The organism is Roseospira navarrensis, assembly GCF_009601025.1.
GTDB lineage: Bacteria > Pseudomonadota > Alphaproteobacteria > Rhodospirillales > Rhodospirillaceae > Rhodospira > Rhodospira navarrensis.
Window position 1 is genome coordinate 75,164 of sequence record NZ_WIVE01000006.1, and the last position, 19,884, is coordinate 95,047.

Annotated in this window: 20 protein-coding genes; 16 read left to right on the forward strand and 4 right to left on the reverse strand. The window is 69.5% G+C overall.

Translation table 11 applies throughout. From position 1 onward, the window contains the following. Positions 1 to 179: 179 nt before the first annotated feature. From GHC57_RS03880 to GHC57_RS03900, 5 genes are all read left to right on the forward strand, one after another. On the forward strand, positions 180 to 2,207 hold the full coding sequence (locus GHC57_RS03880; protein ID WP_153341362.1) for a hypothetical protein: 2,028 nt from the start codon (positions 180 to 182) through the stop codon (positions 2,205 to 2,207). 52 nt (positions 2,208 to 2,259) lie between these two features. Then, positions 2,260 to 2,664 (forward strand): DUF1491 family protein, encoded by a 405-nt coding sequence (locus tag GHC57_RS03885; RefSeq protein ID WP_153341364.1) that lies wholly within the window; start codon positions 2,260 to 2,262, stop codon positions 2,662 to 2,664. 68 nt (positions 2,665 to 2,732) lie between these two features. Next, entirely contained in the window at positions 2,733 to 3,659 is a 927-nt protein-coding gene (locus GHC57_RS03890) for a glutamine amidotransferase-related protein (protein ID WP_343031098.1), read from the forward strand. Positions 3,660 to 4,006: 347 nt separating this feature from the next. Beyond that, positions 4,007 to 5,353: an MFS transporter gene (locus GHC57_RS03895; RefSeq protein ID WP_153341366.1), complete on the forward strand. Its 1,347-nt coding sequence runs from the start codon at positions 4,007 to 4,009 to the stop codon at positions 5,351 to 5,353. Between the two features lie 4 nt (positions 5,354 to 5,357). Beyond that, positions 5,358 to 6,047, forward strand: coding sequence for a YfbR-like 5'-deoxynucleotidase (locus tag GHC57_RS03900; RefSeq protein WP_170294666.1), 690 nt, complete (start codon positions 5,358 to 5,360; stop codon positions 6,045 to 6,047). Positions 6,048 to 6,065: 18 nt separating this feature from the next. Here GHC57_RS03900 and GHC57_RS03905 read toward each other — a convergent pair whose 3' ends face one another. Beyond that, positions 6,066 to 6,386, reverse strand: coding sequence for a DUF3601 domain-containing protein (locus GHC57_RS03905; protein WP_153341368.1), 321 nt, complete (start codon positions 6,384 to 6,386; stop codon positions 6,066 to 6,068). Positions 6,387 to 6,441: 55 nt separating this feature from the next. Between GHC57_RS03905 and GHC57_RS03910 the strand changes: the two genes are divergently transcribed. Continuing rightward, positions 6,442 to 7,044 (forward strand): hypothetical protein, encoded by a 603-nt coding sequence (locus GHC57_RS03910; RefSeq protein WP_153341370.1) that lies wholly within the window; start codon positions 6,442 to 6,444, stop codon positions 7,042 to 7,044. Between the two features lie 299 nt (positions 7,045 to 7,343). On the opposite strand, the gene GHC57_RS03915 is transcribed toward GHC57_RS03910, so the two are convergent. Next, entirely contained in the window at positions 7,344 to 8,291 is a 948-nt protein-coding gene (locus GHC57_RS03915) for an aldo/keto reductase (RefSeq protein WP_153341372.1), read from the reverse strand. A 354-nt stretch (positions 8,292 to 8,645) separates the two neighbouring features. On the opposite strand from GHC57_RS03915, the gene GHC57_RS03920 reads away from it, so the two are divergent. Next, positions 8,646 to 9,092, forward strand: a complete 447-nt coding sequence (locus GHC57_RS03920) for a CBS domain-containing protein (RefSeq protein WP_153341374.1) — start codon at positions 8,646 to 8,648, stop codon at positions 9,090 to 9,092. Between the two features lie 16 nt (positions 9,093 to 9,108). On the opposite strand, the gene GHC57_RS03925 is transcribed toward GHC57_RS03920, so the two are convergent. Then, positions 9,109 to 10,086, reverse strand: coding sequence for a hemerythrin domain-containing protein (locus tag GHC57_RS03925; RefSeq protein WP_170294667.1), 978 nt, complete (start codon positions 10,084 to 10,086; stop codon positions 9,109 to 9,111). 192 nt (positions 10,087 to 10,278) lie between these two features. Between GHC57_RS03925 and GHC57_RS03930 the strand changes: the two genes are divergently transcribed. Next, complete coding sequence (locus GHC57_RS03930; RefSeq protein ID WP_153341377.1) at positions 10,279 to 11,256, forward strand: AEC family transporter; 978 nt, start codon at positions 10,279 to 10,281, stop codon at positions 11,254 to 11,256. A 6-nt stretch (positions 11,257 to 11,262) separates the two neighbouring features. On the opposite strand, the gene GHC57_RS03935 is transcribed toward GHC57_RS03930, so the two are convergent. Then, positions 11,263 to 12,060: a methyltransferase domain-containing protein gene (locus GHC57_RS03935; RefSeq protein WP_153341382.1), complete on the reverse strand. Its 798-nt coding sequence runs from the start codon at positions 12,058 to 12,060 to the stop codon at positions 11,263 to 11,265. A gap of 106 nt (positions 12,061 to 12,166) precedes the next feature. Here GHC57_RS03935 and GHC57_RS03940 point away from each other — a divergent pair, with 106 nt between their 5' ends. From GHC57_RS03940 to GHC57_RS03975, 8 genes are all read left to right on the forward strand, one after another. Further along, positions 12,167 to 12,766 carry a phenylacetic acid degradation protein PaaY gene (locus GHC57_RS03940; protein WP_153341384.1) on the forward strand — a complete coding sequence of 200 codons (600 nt, stop codon included), beginning with the start codon at positions 12,167 to 12,169 and terminating at the stop codon, positions 12,764 to 12,766. Positions 12,767 to 13,411: 645 nt separating this feature from the next. Beyond that, positions 13,412 to 13,582: a hypothetical protein gene (locus GHC57_RS03945; RefSeq protein WP_153341385.1), complete on the forward strand. Its 171-nt coding sequence runs from the start codon at positions 13,412 to 13,414 to the stop codon at positions 13,580 to 13,582. A gap of 93 nt (positions 13,583 to 13,675) precedes the next feature. Beyond that, a complete protein-coding gene (locus GHC57_RS03950; protein ID WP_153341390.1) occupies positions 13,676 to 15,193 on the forward strand; it encodes a replicative DNA helicase in 1,518 nt (505 codons plus the stop codon). Positions 15,194 to 15,797: 604 nt separating this feature from the next. Next, positions 15,798 to 16,385: a D-sedoheptulose-7-phosphate isomerase gene (locus tag GHC57_RS03955; protein WP_153341391.1), complete on the forward strand. Its 588-nt coding sequence runs from the start codon at positions 15,798 to 15,800 to the stop codon at positions 16,383 to 16,385. Between the two features lie 27 nt (positions 16,386 to 16,412). After that, complete coding sequence (rdgB, locus tag GHC57_RS03960; protein WP_153341393.1) at positions 16,413 to 17,039, forward strand: RdgB/HAM1 family non-canonical purine NTP pyrophosphatase; 627 nt, start codon at positions 16,413 to 16,415, stop codon at positions 17,037 to 17,039. 319 nt (positions 17,040 to 17,358) lie between these two features. Continuing rightward, positions 17,359 to 18,487, forward strand: a protein-coding gene (gene prfB / locus GHC57_RS03965) for a peptide chain release factor 2 (RefSeq protein ID WP_153341394.1) whose coding sequence is annotated in 2 segments (ribosomal slippage) — positions 17,359 to 17,427 and positions 17,429 to 18,487 — 1,128 coding nt in all. Because the reading frame shifts where the segments join, the coding sequence is not laid out codon by codon here. 19 nt (positions 18,488 to 18,506) lie between these two features. Beyond that, positions 18,507 to 19,379, forward strand: a complete 873-nt coding sequence (locus GHC57_RS03970) for an alpha/beta hydrolase (RefSeq protein WP_153341395.1) — start codon at positions 18,507 to 18,509, stop codon at positions 19,377 to 19,379. A gap of 84 nt (positions 19,380 to 19,463) precedes the next feature. Beyond that, complete coding sequence (locus GHC57_RS03975; protein WP_153341396.1) at positions 19,464 to 19,790, forward strand: hypothetical protein; 327 nt, start codon at positions 19,464 to 19,466, stop codon at positions 19,788 to 19,790. Positions 19,791 to 19,884 lie beyond the last annotated feature (94 nt).

Sequence of the window (19,884 nt, forward strand, 5' to 3'; positions counted from 1 at the left end):
GCCCGCGGAAAGTTGCACCACCGGGGGGATGTGATAAAATGGCTTGACAGGATTCAATTTCCTGTTGAATGCGCCAAACGTGAACCGGACCATCACCCTCACCGTAGACCGGATGGACACCGCGCCCAGAAGCTGGAGGCGGGGTGCCTGACTGATCCGGTGGCCCTTTGGAGGGGCCGATGTACAGTGCGCCTGATGTGAAAGCCGCCTATCGCCGCTCGATTCCGCTCGGCCTCGTCGAGAGCCGGACGATGCCGTCGTCGCGCACGCTGCGGAACACCCTGCTGGCGGGCCTGCGGCAGAACGGGTTCAGCAATGTGGAACTGTATCGGTCCGTGGACATGTTCCTGGATCACGAACACAGCGCCAAAGCAAAAACGGAATGCATCTTCCTGCAGTACAGCGCGGACACCCCTGCGCTGCTGGAGATCGTTGCGGATATCCGCAAGAACAAGACATGCCTGTCTCCGTTCATCTACATCTTCGTCATCGCCGAGCACATCGGTTACAGCGACATCGTCCATATCATCAAATCGGGCGTCGATGACATCATTCTGTTGCCGCTGGAATTCGGGACACTGGCGCACCGTTTTTCCTCGATCGTGCCCCGGCCCAAGAAATACCTGCTGTCCTATGACTACATCGGGCCGGAACACCCGGCCGTCCACGCCCATTTCCGCCCCGTGGCAACGCGCATCGCCCGGCACAACGGCGTCCTGGACTACCTGCGCGACGGCGTGACCTCGCCCCCGAACCCCTGGCTGACGGACAAGATCAACAGCGCCGTGGTCCTGAACGACCTGGGCGTGGACATCATGAAGATTTCCGCGAACATGCAGAAAGTGAGCACCCTGTTCTTCGAGGGCAAGAACACGGTGCGCAACTACAATGACATGTTCCGGTCCATCTTCTTCCTGCGCAAGTCCATATCCTCGGCGGTCAAGGCCACGTCGGCCACGGATCTGTCCTCGGTCAGCGACATCCTCAACGCCTCGCACATCATCCTGTCGCGGTTCCACCCGGATAAGGACCTGTCCCAGAACACGCGCGAGGTGAAGGTTTTCCAGCTCATCTCCAAGGCGTTCGAGGTCATGTACCTGGATAGCTGGGCGCGCGAGAACAGCACCCAGGACATCGTGTCGCTGATCGAACAGCATTTCCTGAAGACCAACATCTTCGAGAGCACCGGCCAGTGGCGGCAGTCCACGGCCAAGGTCTCGGTCCAGTCGGCGCCCGCGCGGGCCGCGGCCGCAGCCGGCGCGGTCCAGACCCCGGCCCCGCACGCGCCTCCTGCGCCTACGCCTGCGCCTGCGCCTGCGCCGATGCCTACGTCTACGTCTACGCCAGAGACCACCCCGCCTGCCGCCCCCTCCCCCACCAAACCCGAATCCCGCGAGTCGCGCCATCCCATCGAGTATGCCAGCCTGCGCGAGGCCTTCGCGGATCTGCGCGACGCCCGCACGGTCCCGGACCGCTTCATCGCCTTCCTGGCGGGCATGGCGCGGGTGCAGTTCACCCCCTACCGCTCCAACGCCGCCGTCGCGTCCAACGACTGCTACGCCCAGCCCTCGTTCGTGTCCGAACTGGCCACGCTGATCGAGGAGATCGTGGGCCCCGACATGCTGTCGTCGCGGTACGTGCGCTCGTGGGCCCAGGCCACCCTGGCCACGGGGTTTCGGCCGATGGAGGAGATCACCAACCTCCAGACCGACCAGGGCATGCGCCAAGCCTGGACCCTCAGCCTGCAGAAATGCCTGGAGGCGGGCGATCTGCGCGACCGCGTGGAGGCTCGGCGCGACCGCCTGCCCGGGCTGGTGGAGAGCCTGACCCCGCATGTGATCCGCGACCTGACCGAGATCATGTTCAGCGACCCGCGCGCCGTTCCCGACGCCGAGGCGGCGATCAACCGCGCCCGCTCGGAGCTGATCCAGACCCGCCACGGGTACTGGGGCGTGCTGCGGGCCATCAGCCGCAGCCGGGGCCGCCTGCCCGAGTGCTGCGACGGCTACATGATCCTGAAGATCGCCCACGCGGTGTTTTCCCGGCCACAGGCCAACGTGGTCGCCCAGTGCATGGCCCACGGCGGCGAGACCTGCTCGCTCATGCACTGCACGGAACAGCTCATGATGCCGCGCCACTGCGAGCGCGCGCTGAACCGCCAGCCGATGCGGAAAAGCGCGGCAGCCTTCCCGCAGGCGGCGGACTGACCGCCGCCGTGCCACGGTCCGCCCGCCCCCACCGATCCGGAGTCGCCTCCTCGTGGCCCGTCTGACCGCCGGCCTGCGCGCTCGCGCCATTCTGCGCGTGGTCGAGACCCGGGGCGGGTTCGGCGCGGTCCTGCGCCGCGGCGACGAGACCGCCGGGGACCTGCTGCTGCGCATCGCCGCCCCGGACGGGACGGTGGATCTGTACGCGCCGGCCACCCTGGCCGACGGCACCGCCGGCTGGATGCGCCTGGGGCAGCCGGGCTATGCGGACGCGGCCGCCGCCGATGCGGCCATCGCACGCGCCAGCACCCGGGACCCCGACCTGTGGGTGCTGGACCTGGAGCCTTCGCCCCCCGGATTCCCCCTGGACGAGCCGGTGACGGACGGACGACCCACGGCCGAGCCGGACCCGACCCTTGCGGCGGCGGAAGCCCTGTTCCGCCCCAGACGCCGGTGATGCCGTCTTGATCGACCGGAGCCGGTCGGGCATCGTCCGGGGCTCTTTCTTCTTCCAGGACCCGGCCCGTGACACAGCCCGCCGTGAACCACATCCCCGATCCCCTTGCGACCATCGCGCCCCTGGACGGGCCGCCGGTCCGCTTCCTGCTGTTCGAGGGCAATCCGCGCGTCTACCGCGAGGCGGTGCTGGAGGCCGGCGGCGGCATCGCCAGCGAGATCTATGCCCGTTCGCTGCTGGCGCTGGCGCCCCCGGGCTCGACCGTGACCACCGTCTTCCCGGCCGATCCGGACGGCGCGGCGCTGCCCGAGGGGGTGGACTGGGACCAGATCGACGCCGTCGCCTGGACCGGCTCGGCCCTGAACGTCTACGACGACCACAAGCCCGAGGTCGCCCGCCAGATCGCCCTGGCGGATGTCGTGTTCGGCCGGGGCGTGCCCTTCTTCGGCAGTTGCTGGGCGCTTCAGATCGCGGCCGTGGCCGCCGGCGGCACGGTCGCGCCCAATCCGCGCGGCCGCGAGGTGGGGCTGGCCCGCAAGGTGCTGCTGACCGAGGCCGGGCGCGCCCATCCCCTGCACGCCGGCCGGCCCTGGGCCTTCGACGCCATCGCCATCCACACCGACGAGGTCACGCGCCAGCCGCCGGACTGCACCGTGCTGTCGGGCAACGCCATGAGCGCGGTGCAGTCGGCCATCATCCGCCACCGGGGCGGCGAGTTCTGGGGGGTGCAGTACCATCCCGAATTCGATATCCGGGAGATTTCCCGCCTGTGCCGACGCTATGCGGACGGCCTGATCGCGCACGGCCTGTTCCGGGATCGGGACGCGGTGGACCGCTTCGTGGTCGAAGCCGACGCCCTGGCCGACGACCCCGCCGGACGGACCGATCTGGCGTGGCGGCTGGGTGTGGACGCGGACGTGCTGGACGCGGGCCGACGCCTGACCGAGATGCGCAACTGGCTCGCCCGTCAGGTCCTGCCCCGCCGGGACCCCTAGTACTGGCCGGGCGGTCTAAGACGCCGCACTCAAGCGGCCAGGACGGAGCTGTCCGCGCCGTCAGCGCACGCGTCTCGAGATCCCTCGCCTCGCTTCGCTCGCTCGGGATGACAGAATTCATTTTTTGGGATGTCATCCTGAGCCCCTGAAAGGGGCGAAGGATCTCGGGCGACCATCTCCATCGGTCCGGCCAGACCGGACACGCCAACCTGAACCCGATGCCCCGCCGGGACCAAAGGCCGGGTTGACAGCGGGGCCGGATCGGAGTCAAAGGCGGATCCGACACGCAGGATGCGCTTGATCCGGGACGTGTGGACCCTCCCCCCCCATTCTCGGAGCCCACGGCCATGTGGCACTCGTTCCGCCCGGTCGCCTCTCTGCTCATCAGCGTCAGCATCATGTTCCTCGGTCAGGGCCTGCTGAACACCCTTTTGGGCGTGAACCTGGCGGCCGCCGACCTGCCCTCGACGATCAGTGGACTGGTCATGTCCGGCTACTTCCTGGGGCTGGTGCTGGGCTCGATCCTGGCGGTCCACGTGATTCATCGGGTGGGGCATATCCGCGCCTTCGCCGCGCTGGCCTCGACGTTCTCGGCGGCGGCGCTGGCCCATGCGTTCTTCTCGGATCCGATCTTCTGGGGCCTGCTGCGCGTCATCGCCGGGTTCTGCATGGCCGGCCTCCTGATGTGCACGGAAAGCTGGCTGAACGAGAAAGCGACCCGGGAGACCCGGGGCACCGTGCTGTCCATGTACATGATCGCCACCTACCTGTCGCAGGGCGTTGCGCAGTTCATGCTGGAGCTGGGGCCGACCGCCGGCTACATGCTCTTTGCGCTGGTCTCCATCCTGCTGTCCGCCGCCCTTGTGCCGGTGGCGCTGACCAAGGTGCCCGGCCCGGCGCTGCCGACCCCGCGCCGCTTCGGGCTGCGCAAGCTGATCCAGATCTCGCCCACGGGCGTGGTCGGCTGCCTGTCCTCGGGTGTCGCGATGGGCGCCTTCTACGGCGTCGGCCCGCTGTTCGCGCGCAACGTGGGGCTGGACCTGTCGGGGACCGCCGCCTTCATGTCGGCGATCATTCTGGGCGGCCTGATCCTGCAATGGCCGCTGGGCTGGGTTTCGGATCGCTTCGACCGCCGCCCGGTCATCATCTTCGTGGGCATCAGCATGTCCGTCGTCAGCGCCGCGCTGGTGGCGCTGGGGCTGGCGAACCTGGACCTGAACACGCTGGGGCCCATCGCCGCGCTGCTCGGCCTGGGGGCGCTGTTCGGGGCCACCGCCTCGACCCTGTACCCGCTGTCCGCCGCGCTCGCCAACGACTGGATCGACCCGCAGGACATGGTGCCGGCGAGCGGCGGCCTGCTGCTGGCCTACAGCGTGGGCGCGGTCGCCGGACCCGTCGTGGCCTCGGTCATCATGGACCTGATGGGGCCGCCCGGCCTGTTCGCCCTGATCTCGGTGGTCGGGGTCGTGGTGACCGTCTTCACCTTCATCCGCCTGCAGGTGCGCGAGTCCATCCCGCTGGAAGAACAGGCGCCGGTGCAGATGATGCCGCGCATGACGGCGGTCGCCTACACCATGCTGCCGTCCGAGGACGAGGACGGGCAGTTGTGCTTCGACTTCGACGCCCCGCCCGATCCCGCCAACGAAACCGACGCCGAGCAAGACCCGCCGGACGCGGCCGGACAGGCGGCCTGACGCCATGGCCCCGCCATCCGATCGCGGCGGGCGCGGCACACCCGTTCCCGCGCCCCGCACCCGGCCCGAGACCCACGCCAAGCTGGCGGCGCACGCCCCCCGGACGTGGCAGCGCATGCTCTCCGGGCGGCGGCTGAACCTGATCGAGCCCTCGCCGCTGGACATCGAGATTGCGGACATCGCCCTCGGCCTGGCCCGCAACACGCGCTGGAACGGGCAGACCACGGGCGATCACGCCTGGTCGGTGGCCCAGCATTCCGTGCTCGTGGTCGAAATCCTGCGCCGACTCAATACCCCGCGCCGCGACACGACGCTGGAGATGGCGGCCCTGCTGCACGATGCGTCGGAATACGTGACCCACGACCTCATCACGCCGCTGAAGGCGGTCGTGGGCGACGTGTTCAAGGAGGTCGAGGACCGGCTGATGGTCGCGGTCCACCTGCGCTTCGGGCTGCCGGCCCGGCTGGATGCCGAGCGCAAGGCGCTGGTCAAGCGGGCCGACCTGATCGCCGGGGCGACCGAGGCGGTGCAACTCGCCGGGTTCCAGCCGGGCGAGGTCAAGTCGCTGCTGGGCATCCGTCAGAAGCCCTTGGCGGACGTGACCCTGCGCCCCCTGCCCTCGCGCGAAGCCCAGCGGCTGTTCCTGGAGACCTATGAGGCGCTCGCCGCCCGGCTGGTCCTGGAACGGCGGTAGGAGAGCGGCCGCAGGGGATCACCCCGCGCCGATGTCCTCCAGGATGGTGCCCAGTGCCCTGACGACCGCGCCCTCGGATTCCGGGCGGTCCTGAAGCCGGATATGCCGCAGGGCTCCGTCCACGACCGCGAACAGGGACAGGCCGTCGTCGTAGGGCAGGAAATTGTAGCCCCGGAACGCCCAGATTTCGCCGACCGGATGGACCTCGCCGTCATAGTCCGTGAAGGCGCGGGTCACCCGATACAGCCGACCGCGCCGCAGCGTGTCGTGATAGTGCTGCCGGGTGTGTTCGGGCGAGTCGATCTCGAACACCGGGTCAGGAGGGTGCCGCGGTCCCATTGTGGCCTCCCGGGAAAGCCCCTACCCTGGGCAAGATACGCTGGGAGAGGCCGCCATGAAAGCCCGCCTGACCCTCCAGTCCGCCGACTACGAGACCCGCGACCTGGGCCGCGTGTCCGTGCGCCGCGGTGTCGCCCGGTTCCGTCGCATCCCGTGGGACCGGCTGCGCCGCGAGGCCGCCCGCCTGCGCGATGCCGGCCAGGACTGGTGCCCGCCGGGCCTGTACGTGGAAGTCTCCTCCATCTGGGGTCAGGAGGTCTCATTGCACCTCTATGTCCCCGACCCCGACGACGACCGCTTTGACGGGCTGGCCCGCGAGACTCTGGGCGACGATCTGGCCGCGCAAGCGCGGCGGCGGGCCGCGCCCGAGACCCTGGATCGGGGCCTGAGCCCCGAGGCGGCCGCCGCGCGTCTCGGCCGGTTTCTGGACGATCTGGACGACACGCTGTTGCAGCCGACCGGGTATGAATACAGCCGGACGGCCGTCAGCCGGAGCGACTATCGCGGTGGCCTGCTCACCCTGATGGCCATCGTCACAGTCGCGGCGCTGGTCTGCGCCGTGCTGCTCGCCAGCCTGTTCCTGCGGCTGCCGGCGATCCGGCCGGACTGGTTCTGGGACCTGATGGACGCCCTGCCCTGGCTGCACGATCTGGCGTGATCCGGGCCTTGCCTCTGCCCACAGGCTGCGCCCTCCCCACGAAATGGCTATCCGATTCACACATCGCAAAGGGTCGCCCGGACAGGCTTTCCGCATGCCCGACGGGGCTTGCAGCCCCGTCCGGACCGTTTTCGCCCGCTGGATGGGGATGAAATCGGTCCGGGCGGGAGTGCAACGCCCGCCCGGCATCACCGAAATTGTGTGAAGGTGATAGATGAAATGGGGAGGGGTTGTCTCGGTTGACAGCCACGGTCCGGAAACCACCCGCCCCCGCTGTTCCGTGATGACCCTCTTGGTCCCTAAGCCCACAGGCTGTCCAGGGTGTGCGGCCCGCCGGGCAGCACCCAGAAACCGCCGTCCACATAGCGGTACCCCCGGTCGAGGCCAGCGATCTCCGCCATGTCCTGTTCGCTCAGCGAGACATCCACGGCGGCCAGATTCTGGGCGATGCGCGCCGGCTTGACCGACTTGGGAATGACCGCCGTGCCCCGGTGCAGCGCCCAGGCGATCAGCACCTGGGCGGGCGTCACCCCGTGCCGCTCCGCGATGGCGGCGATGGTGGGATCCTCCAGCAGCACGGGCTCGTCCTCGGCCCGCAGCACGTCCGGGCGGTCGCTGGACCCGAGCGGCGCATAGGCTGTCAGGTGGAGGCCCGCATCCCGGCAGAAGGCCACCATCTCCGGCTGCTGCAGGTAGGGGTGCAACTCGATCTGGTTCATCTCCGGACGGATGCGCGCGCCCTCCATGACCGTCTTCAGCTTGGCGATGCCGAAGTTGCTGACGCCGATGTGCCGGGTCAGGCCGGCGTCCACCAAGCCTTCCATGGCGGCCCAGGTGGCGGACAGCGGCACCTCGTCGGGGCTGAACATCTCGTCGGGTGTTTCCGGCACGCCCACGCCCGGCTTCTGCGGCACCGGCCAGTGGATCAGGTACAGGTCCAGGGAATCGAGACCCAGCGCCTCCAGAGTCGTTTCCAGGGCCGGGCGGACGCGCTCCGGCAGGTGGGAGTCGTTCCACAGCTTGGACGTGATCCAGAGGTCCTCGCGCCGCAGACCGCCCCGGAACGCCTCGGCCAGGGCCTCGCCCACCTCGGCCTCGTTGCCGTAGACGTGGGCACAGTCGATGTGGCGGTAGCCCAGGCGCAACGCCTCGGTCACCGCGCCCTTCACGGTGCCGTCCTTGGCTTTCCAGGTGCCCAGGCCGAAGCCGGGCATGCGGTCGCCGTTGTCGAACGTCAGGGTCAGCATGAAACCTCGCGATATGGGAAACGGAAAGACGGTGGCGGCCGGGGATCGGCCCGCCTGTGCCCTCCACATGGGGAGCGCCCGGCGATCCCGGCAACCCCGCCCTGTCCGCGGCCCGGGATCCCGGTGCCCGTCCGAGCGCCCGGGTCGGACACAAACCGCGCCGCGGACCCTGGCTGATCCTGCAGCCGATCCGTTTGTCCCAGGCCGCAAGTCGGTCTATACTGTCGCCGCCCGGGGGCAACCGGCCGCGCCCAGACGGCGGAGGCCCCGGACGGACGCGACGCCAGGACCCGCGTTCGCGAACACGCCCGGCCGGCGCAACACGCACCGCCCGGCGGCCAGGGAGGATTCAGGATGCTGCGGAAGCTCGTCCCCGACATCGTCAACACCAGCGTGCTCATCAGCGTGAGCCCATCGCAGTCTGCGCGGGAGGTGGCAATGGCCATGGCCACGCACCGCGTGGCCGCCGTGCTCATCATGGACGGCAAGCGGCTGGTGGGCATCGTGACGGAGCGGGACATCACCGTCCGGGTGGTGGCCGAGGGCCGCAACCCCGCCTCGGTCCGCGCCGACGAGATCATGACGCCCGACCCGCACACGCTGCCGCCCGACGCCATGGCCATGCAGGCCCTGGAGCTGATGCAGACCCGCAAGTTCCGCCATCTGCCCGTGGTCGAGGACGGCCGGGTGCTCGCCATGGTCTCGATGCGCGACCTGCACAGCGCCATTCACCGGCAGTTGTCGCAGGACCTGCACGACCGCGACACCTACATTCACGGCGAGAACTACGGCATCGCGTGACGGCCCGCCGGTCCGGTCAGGCGCCGCCCGCCGCGCGCTCCAGCACCAGGGCGCGCAGGGGCACGAAGGCGTCCAGGATCTCGTGCATGGTCTGCACGATGGTGTCCTCGGTCCCGGGATGAGGCAGGATGTGGGCCACGCCCTGGATCTCGCACACATCGAGGATCTCGGCCGGATCGCCCGCGTGGCAGGCCACCACCGCCGTGTTGCGGGTGCAGTACAGGTACCGGGCGAACGGTTTGGCGGCCGGCAGCGACCAGTCCAGGAACAGCAGTTCCGGGGCATAGGCGTCCACCAGCCCTTCCGCCGACGCCACGTCCGGCGCCTGCGAGACATGGAGCCGCCGGCCCTCCAGCACCGCGACCAGGGCGGCCCGGCGCACCGGGTCGCCGTGGACCACGGCGGTGAAGCGATTGACCAGGGCCGTTTCCGGCATCGGCCCGACGGACTCCTCGCGCAGCTTCAGCTTGCGGCAGATCTCGGCGTAGCGGTACTTGGCGATCTCGGCCTCGACAGCCGACTGGTCGGCCAGACGGTCGCCCAGGTCGGACTTGTCCTCCTCAAGGATATGGTGCACCAGCCACGCCCGCAGGAAATGCAAGGTTCGGTCGAAGGGAAACGTCAGCGGATCGGCGTGGAACGCGCGCACGGCGTCGGCCATCCGGGCCAGGATCCTGCGATGCACGGCGCGGTGGCGCTGGTAGGCCGCGGCCGGGACCGCCGTCTTCATCATCGCCGCTTCCTCGATGAAGAAGTGGATCTTGCAGTAGTTGATGATGAGCGACAGCTCGCGGCGCACCGCCGGCAGACTGTCCCGCCATGTGCGGCGCAGCCGGATCATTCGGTTCAGACAGCCGACCAGGATTTGATGGTGCAGGTCCAGGGTGGCCGACTGTACGCTCAGATCCTGGCTCCACTGCACCGGCTCGTCGGGCGGTCCGATCGTCGCCCGGAACTCCGCATCATCGACAAGGCTGCGCCACTGCGGCACCATTCCGTTCACTCCAGCGCCCGCACGGTCCGTTTTCCCGGACCCACAACGTTTCCCGCTAACACATGACTGTATCATGAACGCCGGGGGCGACACATCCGCGCCCTGTGCGACTCTGTCCGGCGTCCATCGCCCGGACGCCGGCCGGCCCCACGGCCGCACCACACCGAAACAGACCAGGGAGCGGCCAGCCGCATGATTCAGGTTGTCGGGCTCATCATACCGCTGTTCGGGCTGATCGCCCTGGGCGCCATCATGGGGCGGATCAAGCGCCTGCCGTTGAACGAACTGGGCTGGCTGAACACGTTCGTCGTCTATCTGGCGCTGCCGGCGCTGTTCTTCAGCCTGCTGGCCAAGACGCCGGTGGAGACCCTGACCCGCTGGGACTTCATCCTGACCAACCTGGGCGTCACGTTCCTGGTGCTGGCCGTGACGTTCACGGTCGCGCTGGCCGCCACGCGGGGCCGCATCGACGAAGCCAGCGTGCAGGCGCTGGCCTCGGGTTACGGCAACATCGGCTACATGGGGCCGGGGCTGGCGCTTCTGGTGTTCGGGCCCGAGGCGGCCGTGCCGGTGGCCCTGATCTTCTGCTTCGAGAACATGATGCACTTCACGCTGGCCCCGGCCATGATGGCGCTGGCGGGGCGGCAGGCGAAGCCGGCGTGGCGGGTCGCCCGCGACGTGGTGCGGCAGATCGTCACCCATCCGTTCATCGTGGCCACGGCGCTGGGCGTCTTGGCCGCCGCGCTGCAGGTCAGCCTGCCCGGACCCATCACCCGCCTGATCGACACCCTGGCCAACGCGGCCGCGCCCTGCGCCCTGTTCGCGATGGGGGTCACGCTGGTGCTGCGCCCGCTGACCCGAGTGCCGGCGGCGCTGGGCTACGTGGTGCCCATGAAGCTGGTGGTGCATCCCATCCTGATGTTCGCGGGCCTGACGCTGGCGGGCCCGTTCGATCCGGTGTGGACGGCGACGGCGGTGCTGCTGGCGTCGCTGCCCACGGCGACCAACGTGTTCGTGATCGCGCAACAGTACGACGTGTGGACCGAGCGCGCCTCGGCCAGCATCCTGGCCACCACGGTGCTGTCGGTGGGGTCGGTCACGCTGCTGCTGTACGCCATGACGTCGGGCCTGCTGCCCGGAGCGGTGGCGGTGCCGGTCCTGCCCGGGTAGCCACTCTCACCCCGGCCGGCGGGCGATCAGGAACAGCCGGCGGAAGGGATACAGCGCGCGGCCGTCCGGCAGCGGGGCATAGGCCGCCGCCACCCGCGCCCGATAGGCCGCCAGGAAGCCGTCTTGCAGCGCGGGGGCGTCCTCCAGCCGCGCCAGCCAGGGCCGCAACGCCGTGGAGCGCGTGAAGTCGGCGATGGTCTCCGGCGGGCCGGGCAGGATCTGCTGGTAGTCGGTCTCCCACAGCTCCAGGTCCGTGACCCCGGCTCCCAGCAGGCGCGCGGCATAGCGGTCCGGCGGGTCCACGGGCGGCGGCTTGGCGACCAGATCGGCGACCCGCTCCGCCCACGGCCCGTTCATCCCCGTCGCCTTGATGAGCGCCAGCGCCGGCCGTCCATAGTTGCGCGGCATCTGCACCGCCAGCACACCCCCCGGGGCCAGCGCCGACAGCAGGCGCGGGAACAGGGCGTCGTGATCGCCCACCCAGTGCAGCGCGGCATTGGACAGGATGACGTCCGGCCGCGCGTCCGCCGCCGGGACCCAGGTCGCGATGTCGGCCTCGGCCCAGGTGATGTCAGCGGGGCTCTCCGCCCGGGCACGCTCCAGCATGGCCGGCGAGGAGTCGAGGCCCGTGAGATGCGCGGAAGGCCAGCGCTCGCGGGCATAGCGGGTCAGCGTGCCGGTCCCGCAGCCCAGGTCCACCACCCGCCCCGGATCGGCCACCGGCACGCGCGCCAGCAGATCCAGCGCGGGCCTGAGGCGATGGTCGGCGAACGCAAGGTAGTCGGCGGGGCTCCAGTCGGTCATGCACACGTTCTCCCTTGCCCGCGCCGCCGGCAACGGTCACCATGCGGCCACCATACGGGGGCGAATGGAACCCCCGCCCCCCCGCCGCGCTCAGGAGTGACAGCCCATGCCCGTCTATGCCTTCGAGGACCTGGTTCCGGTCGTCCACCCCACCGCGTTCGTCCATCCCACCGCCATCCTGATCGGCGACGTGATCGTGGGGGCCGGCGTCTACGTGGGGCCGTCGGCCTCGCTGCGCGGCGATTTCGGCCGCATCATCCTGGAGGACGGCAGCAACATCCAGGACAATTGCACCATGCACGGCTTCCAGGGCACGGACACGGTGGTGGAGGTGGACGGTCATATCGGCCACGGGGCGATCCTGCACAGTGCGCGGATCGGCCGGGGGGCCCTGGTCGGCATGAACAGCGTGGTGATGGACGGCGCGGTGATCGGGCCGGAAAGCATCGTGGCCGCCCAGTGCTTCGTGAAGGCGGGCAGCCGGTTCGGCCCGCGCTCGCTGGTCGCCGGGGTGCCGGGCAAGCTGGTGCGCGAGGTCACGGACGAAGAGTTCGCCTGGAAGATGGAAGGCACCAAGCAGTATCAGGAGTTGGCCCAGCGCTGCCGGACCGGCCTGCGCGAGACCGCGCCCCTGACCGAGCCGGAGCCGGACCGGCCCACCGTGCAGTGGGCCGATCTCAAGCCGCTCTATCAGAGCAAGGGGTAATACCGGCCGACGGAAAGGTTCATCCTTTTCGTCCGCCGGCCGGCCCGACTGGGCCGGCGCCGCGAAGCGGCGGAGCCGCGCGCCCCAAAGGGGCCCTGCGGCGATATAAACATAGACTCATCCTGAGAGGGCGCCGGGGCGACCCTGCGTAGAAGGAGTCATCCTCATCGTCGCGCAGCGTAACGACGGCCCGGCCGTTTCGCACGCGCTCGAGTCGCGCGGCGCCGCGGCCCCGGCGTCGGATCAATCCCGGATTGATGCAGGGATGGGGCCCGATCCGGTCGCCCCTGCCCGGTACCCGAGCGCCACGCTGAGATGCTGAGAGACCAAGGGCCGCTACCACAAGTACCGGCACCCTCAACCCGTTTGCAGGCTTCGGGCGTGGTCGGCCCCGGCGGGCCATGGCCGAGGGCGATCCGCGACCGGGAAGGTTTGGCCGAGTCCCCTGGCAATGGTATGATACCCGGGGTCGAACGTAACGGCGGTCCGGAAATATGGACCCTGCACCCAGTCCGGTCGGGTGCGCCGTCGCCAGAAAGGGCTCCGTCCGTCATGTCGCATTGCACGCCCACAAACCGCGCTGCTCAGGGCTCCGCTTTATCGGAGCCGGGGGGCATTCAGGCCGCCCTCAGTCTGGTGCGTCAGATGCGCGAACGGACGCTGGCGGCCGGCGGATCGGAGCAGCAGGCCTGGCGGTCGGCCGTGGGCGCCTATCTGGAAGTGCATCCCGGCGCGGACCTGTTCACCGCCGAACGCATCGTGACCTGTCTGCTGCGCCCGCCCCCGCCGACGGGACCGTCGTCGGCCCTGGGCTGATCCGGTCGCCGCGACCGGACCATCCCCGATATCCCCGTTATCCACAGCCGCTCCGCCGTCGCCGCGCGCTGGCGCCTGCGTTAAGCTGTCGGGATGTCCACCTCCCTGTCCCATGCCCCCGAACAGGCCCCCGACGGCGGCGACCGCCCCGACGGGTTCCGCGCGCCACCCGCCAGCCTGGAGGCCGAACAGGCCTTCCTGGGCGCGCTGCTGTCCAACAACAAGGTGCTGGAGAGGGCCGGCGAGTTCCTGCGCCCGGAGCACTTCACGCACCCCGGTCACGCGCTGATCTATGACGTCTGCCGCCGCCTGATCGAGCGCAACCAGGTGGCCAATCCCGTCACCGTGAAGCCCTATGTGGAAACCGACGACGCCCTGTCGGACCTGGGGGGCGCCCGCTATCTGGCGACCCTGATGGGGTCGGTGGTGACGATCATCAACGCCGGGGATTACGCCCGGCTGATCCACGACTACTACCTGAGGCGCGAGATCATCGGCCTGGGCACCGACATGGTGAACGAGGCCCACGAAAACGACATCGAGATCAACGCCACCGACCTGATCGAGGCCGGCGAGCAGCGCCTGTACGACCTCGCCACCCATGGGCAGTACGAAGGCGGCCTGACGGACTTCTCGACCGCGCTCAAGGGCGCGCTGACCATGGCCGAGGCCGCCCACCGCCGTGAAGGGCGGCTGGCGGGCGTCACCACCGGCCTGCTGGACCTGGACCGCAAGCTGGGCGGCCTGCATCCCTCCGACATGCTGATCCTGGCCGGCCGTCCCTCCATGGGCAAGACGGCGCTGGCCACCAACATCGCGTTCAACGCGGCCAAGTACTGCATCGACGAGGCGGACGACGAGGACCGGGGCAAGGCGGTCGCCTTCTTCTCGCTGGAAATGAGCGCCGAGCAGCTCGCCACCCGTATTCTGGCCGAGCAGGTCGAGGTTTCGTCGCACAAGATCCGCACCGGCGAGCTGTCCAACGAGGACTTCGACCGCCTGCTGGTGAAGAGCGCCGACCTGAACCGCATCCCGCTGCACATCGACGATACCCCGGCCCTGACCGTCTCGGCCATGCGCACCCGGTGCCGGCGGCTGGCCCGCCAGCACGGCCTCGCCCTGGTGGTGGTGGACTACCTGCAGCTCATGAGCCCGGGCAAGGTCGCCAACGCGGACTCGCGCGTGCAGGAGGTCTCGGCCATCACCCGCGGCCTGAAGGCGCTGGCCAAGGAACTGAACGTGCCGGTCATCGCGCTGTCGCAGCTCTCCCGCGCGGTGGAGCAGCGCGAGGACAAGCGCCCGCAGCTCGCCGACCTGCGCGAATCGGGCTCCATCGAGCAGGACGCCGACGTGGTCATGTTCGTGTTCCGCGAACAGTACTACCTGGAGCGCGCCGAGCCCATGCGCCGGGCCGACGAAAACGACGACAAGTACACGGAACGGCACCAGAAATGGCTGGAGCGCTGCGAGAAGGCGCACAACGTGGCCGAGGTCATCGTCGCCAAGCAGCGTCACGGCCCCATCGGCACGGTCCGCCTGTTCTTCGACGGCAACTACACCCGCTTCGGCAACCTGGAAAACAGCGACGCGCCGGACGGCCCGGACTTCTGAGCCCAGGGCAACGGGCTCAGGTTCAACATGACGGCACTTGCCGCAGCAATTCTCAGGATGGAAGGAGAACACCGTTTGCGGCCGGTGCCGGCCTGTTCTCCTCCCCCCTTCGGGGGGAGGTTGGGAGGGGGGCGCGTTAATTTCCGCACGGATCTCGCTTGCCGCGTCAATCCCACGGAATTTATTTCAACCCCACGGGCATTGTTTCAACCCCACGGGCATTGTTTCAACCCCACCCCAGCCCTCCCCTATCCAGGGGAGGGAGTCCGGTTCGCGCCTGGGGCTCACAGCCGTTCATTTCGGAGGCCGCGCGGCCAAAATGAGAACGGCTGCACTTGCCGCGCCGTCACAGCAGACCTCTCGAGATCCCTCGCTTCGCTCACTCGGGATGACGCACCAAAACCATAGGATGTCATCCTGAAGCTGCGAAGCGGCTGAAGGATCTCGAGCGCGGGTCTCCGACCCGTTGCACAGACCTGCAGGAGCGTTCCCGTTCATGAGGGCCCGTTACCCTGCTTCTGAGCCGATCCGGGTTGACCGGGGCGTCCGGTCGCGGGACAACCGGACGGCGTTCTTCCTTCCCTGTCAGCGTGGACCCGCCCCCATGGATGCCGCCTCGGCCGCCCAGGCCAGCCTTTCCGACTACCTCTCCGACAGCCTCGCCGTGCTGCGCGACCTGCAGGCCGCCGACCTGACCCCGGCCGTGGAGGCCGCCACGGACGCGATCGTCGCCGCCCTGCGCGCCCGCCGCCCCGTGCTGGTGTGCGGCAACGGCGGGTCCATGGCCGACGCCCTGCACATTGCGGGCGAACTGACGGCCCGCTTCCTGCTGGACCGCACGGGCCTGCCGGTGATCGCGCTCGGCACCAACGCCGCCACCCTGACGGCCTGGAGCAACGACGTGGGCTACGGCAGCCACCTGGCCCGCGAGGTGGAGGCCTACGGCCAGCCGGGCGGCGTGCTGCTGGCCATCAGCACCAGCGGCAATTCCCCCAACGTCGTGGAGGCCGCCGAGGCCGCGAAAGCGGGCGGACTGTCCGTGATCGCCCTGACCGGCGCGGGCGGCGGGCGGCTCGCCCCGCTCGCCGACGTGCTGCTGGCCGCGCCGTCCCGCTTCACGCCCATGATCCAGCAGGCCCACCAGTGCCTGTATCACTATCTGTGCCTTCGGGTGGAAGCCGCCCTGGCCTGAAGCGCCGATCCCGCAGGAGACGCCCCCATGTCCGACCCCGGACCCGCCCACCGCCGCTTTTCCGGCGACACCCTGGTGGTCGCCAGCCACAACCCCGGCAAGGTGCGCGAGATCGCCGACCTGCTGGCGCCCTTCGGGCTGTCCCGGGTGATCTCGGCCGGGGAACTGGACCTGCCCGAGCCGGAGGAGACCGGCACCACCTTCGCCGCCAACGCGGAACTGAAGGCGCACGCCGCCGCCGTCGCCAGCAGGCACCCCGCCCTGTCGGACGATTCCGGGCTGGAGGTCCACGCCCTGGACGGCGCGCCGGGCATCTATTCGGCGCGCTGGGGCGGGCCGGACAAGGACTTTGGCCTCGCGATGGCGCGGGTGAACACCGAGCTGGGCGACGCGGCCGACCGCCGCGCGAACTTCACCTGCGCGCTCACCCTGGCCTGGCCGGACGGCCACAGGGAGACCTTCGAGGGCCGCGTGTTCGGCGATCTGGTCTGGCCGCCGCGCGGCGAGAAGGGCTTCGGCTACGACCCCATCTTCCGCCCCGACGGCCACCCCATCACCTTCGCCGAGATGGAGCCCACCGCCAAACACGCCATGAGCCACCGCGCCGATGCCTTCCGCCAACTGGTGGCGGCCTGTTTCGCCACGCGGGGGTAAGGGGCAGCAGCAATTCTCATTTTGGCCACGTGGCCTCTGGTGGGAGCCGCCGGGAGGCCCGGGTGCGACCTTAACTCCCTCCCCTGGATAGGGGAGGGCCGGGGTGGGGTTGATGCGGCAAGCGGGACCCGTGCGGACATCTCCTTCCCCCCTCCCAACCTCCCCCCGGCGGGGGGAGGGGAACAGTCCAGCACCGGGTGCAGCGGTGGTTTGCCTTCATCCCGAGAATTGCTGGAGGGGCAGCGCCACCCTTTACGGCCCAGGCCGCGCGCCCTATTGTCTGCGGCCCGTGAGATCACACCGACCGACGGAGATCCCCATGCGCGCCGAAGCGCAGACCCTGACCGACCAGATCCAGCAGTCGATGGCACTGCTGAGGAGGCATCTTTGACTGGGACAACGCTCTCAGACGCCTCGATGAACTGAACGCCCTCGTCGAGGATCCCACCCTGTGGGACAAGCCCGACGCGGCCCAGGCCCTCATGCGCGAGCGCACTAGGCTGGAGGGCGCCATCACCGGCTTTCGCAACCTGGAAGCGCGGCTGGACGATGCCCACACCCTGATCGAACTGGGCGAGGCCGAGGAGGACGAGGCCAGCATCCAGGAGGGCGAGGAGATCCTGCGCGCCCTCAAGGACGACGCCGCGCGCAAGGAACTGGAAAGCCTGCTCTCGGGCGAGGCCGACGGCAACGACTGCTACGTGGAGATCAACGCCGGCGCCGGCGGCACCGAGGCCCAGGACTGGGCCCGCATGATGCAGCGCATGTACGTGCGCTGGGCGGAGGCCCAGGGCTACAGCGTGGACTATGTGGAAGAGAGCGAGGGCGAAGAGGCCGGCATCAAGTCGTGCACCATGCAGGTCAAGGGCCTGAACGCCTACGGCTGGCTGAAGACCGAAAGCGGCGTGCACCGGCTGGTGCGGATCTCGCCGTTCGACAGCTCGGCGCGGCGGCACACCAGCTTCGCCTCGGTCTGGGTCTATCCGGTGATCGACGACACCATCCAGATCGACATCCAGGAAAAGGACTGCCGCATCGACACCTACCGCGCCTCCGGGGCCGGCGGCCAGCACGTGAACCGGACCGACAGCGCAGTGCGTATCACGCACGAACCGTCCGGAATCGTGGTCCAATGCCAGTCGCAACGCTCCCAGCACCAGAACCGCGCCTTCGCGTGGGACATGCTCCGCGCCCGCCTGTACGAGTCGGAACTGCAACGCCGCGAGGCCGAGGCGCAGGCCCTGGCCGATTCCAAGACCGACATCGGATGGGGCCATCAGATCCGCTCGTATGTGCTGCAGCCCTATCAGATGGTGAAGGACCTGCGCACCAACGTGGAGACGTCGGACACCCAGCGGGTGCTGGACGGCGATCTGGATCGCTTCATGGCGGCGGCGCTGGCGGCGCGGGTGCAGGCGACCACCGATGCCGAGGCGGCGGCCTCCTGACGCAGGAGGGCGCCGCCCCATGCTGAACGTCATCGCCGGGGTCGCCGGAAGCGCCGTGGCCCTCTACCTGGCCTTCGGCGTCGGGCTCTACCTGTTCCAGGAGCGCCTGATCTTCGTGCCCGGGCCGCCGCCCCCGCCCCCGGCGGAAACGGCCGCGCCCGAACTGGCGCCGGTCTTCGTGACCACATCCGACGGCCTGGAGCTGATGTCCTGGTACGCGCCCCCCGCCGATCCGGAGCGCGGGCGCGTCATGGTCTACTTCCACGGCAACGCGGGCAACATCGCGGATCGGGCCTACAAGGCGCGGGCCTTCCTGGACATGGGCCTGGGGGTCATGCTGGTGGGCTACCGGGGCTACAACGGCAATCCCGGCCGGCCGGGCGAGGAGGCGTTCCGCCGCGACGGCCGGGCCGTGCTGGCCTTCCTGGAGACGCGCGGCATCGGGCCGGACCGGCGCGTGCACTACGGCGAGTCCATCGGGTCGGGCACCGCCCTGCCCCTGGCCGTGGAGGCGGGGGCCGCCGCCGTGGTCCTGGAGGGCGCGTTCACCTCCATCGCCGACATGGCCCGGCTGCAGTATCCGGTGTATCCGGCCGGCCTGCTGGTGCGGCACCCGTTCGACAACCTCGCCGCGGTCGAGCGGCTGGACGTCCCGCTGCTGGTGCTGCACGGGGAGCGGGACGGCATCGTGCCCCCCGCCATGGCGCAACGCCTGTTGGACACGGCGCGCACCGCCGGCAATCCCCGGGCGGAGGCGGTGGTCTTTCCCGAGGGCAACCACGTGGACCTGTTCGACCACGGCGCGGCGGGGCATGTGCGCGATTTCCTCGACGAGCTGGCACTGCCACCCCAAACGGCATGTCGCCCGCCCCTGCGCCCTATGCTAAGATAAACGTGGCCAGTGGTGCTCGGGGGGGGGGGCTCCGAACCGCCGCACCGGAGCGCGCCACGGCAGGAACACAACGGAAGGGACGGCATGCCCAGGGAAATGCGGCGCCTGATTCTGGACGACTCGGAGTTCAACGAGGCGATCCGGGTGTTCGTCGAGAGCCGCGAGCAGATGTTTCATGGCGCAACCCTGGTGTCCAGCCGCATCTCCGGCGAGACCCCTCTGGAAGCGGAACTGACGGTCCTGACCCAGTCCCGCCAGCAAAGCACCGTCAAGCTGACGGCCGCCCATCTGGCGGCGGCGGTCATCGCCTACTGCTTCGCCTACCGCATCCCCCTGCCGCGATCGTCGGACAAGTCGGTGAAACGGGTCCCCGGGGGCATTGCACTGGACATCATGATGGGCAAGAAATAGGGACGCTCCACGCGCCCGCCCGGTGTCCCCCACAGCGCCGTCCCGCCGCCGCCACACCGCCCGCCCGCACGGCCCCGATCCGCCAGCAAGGGAG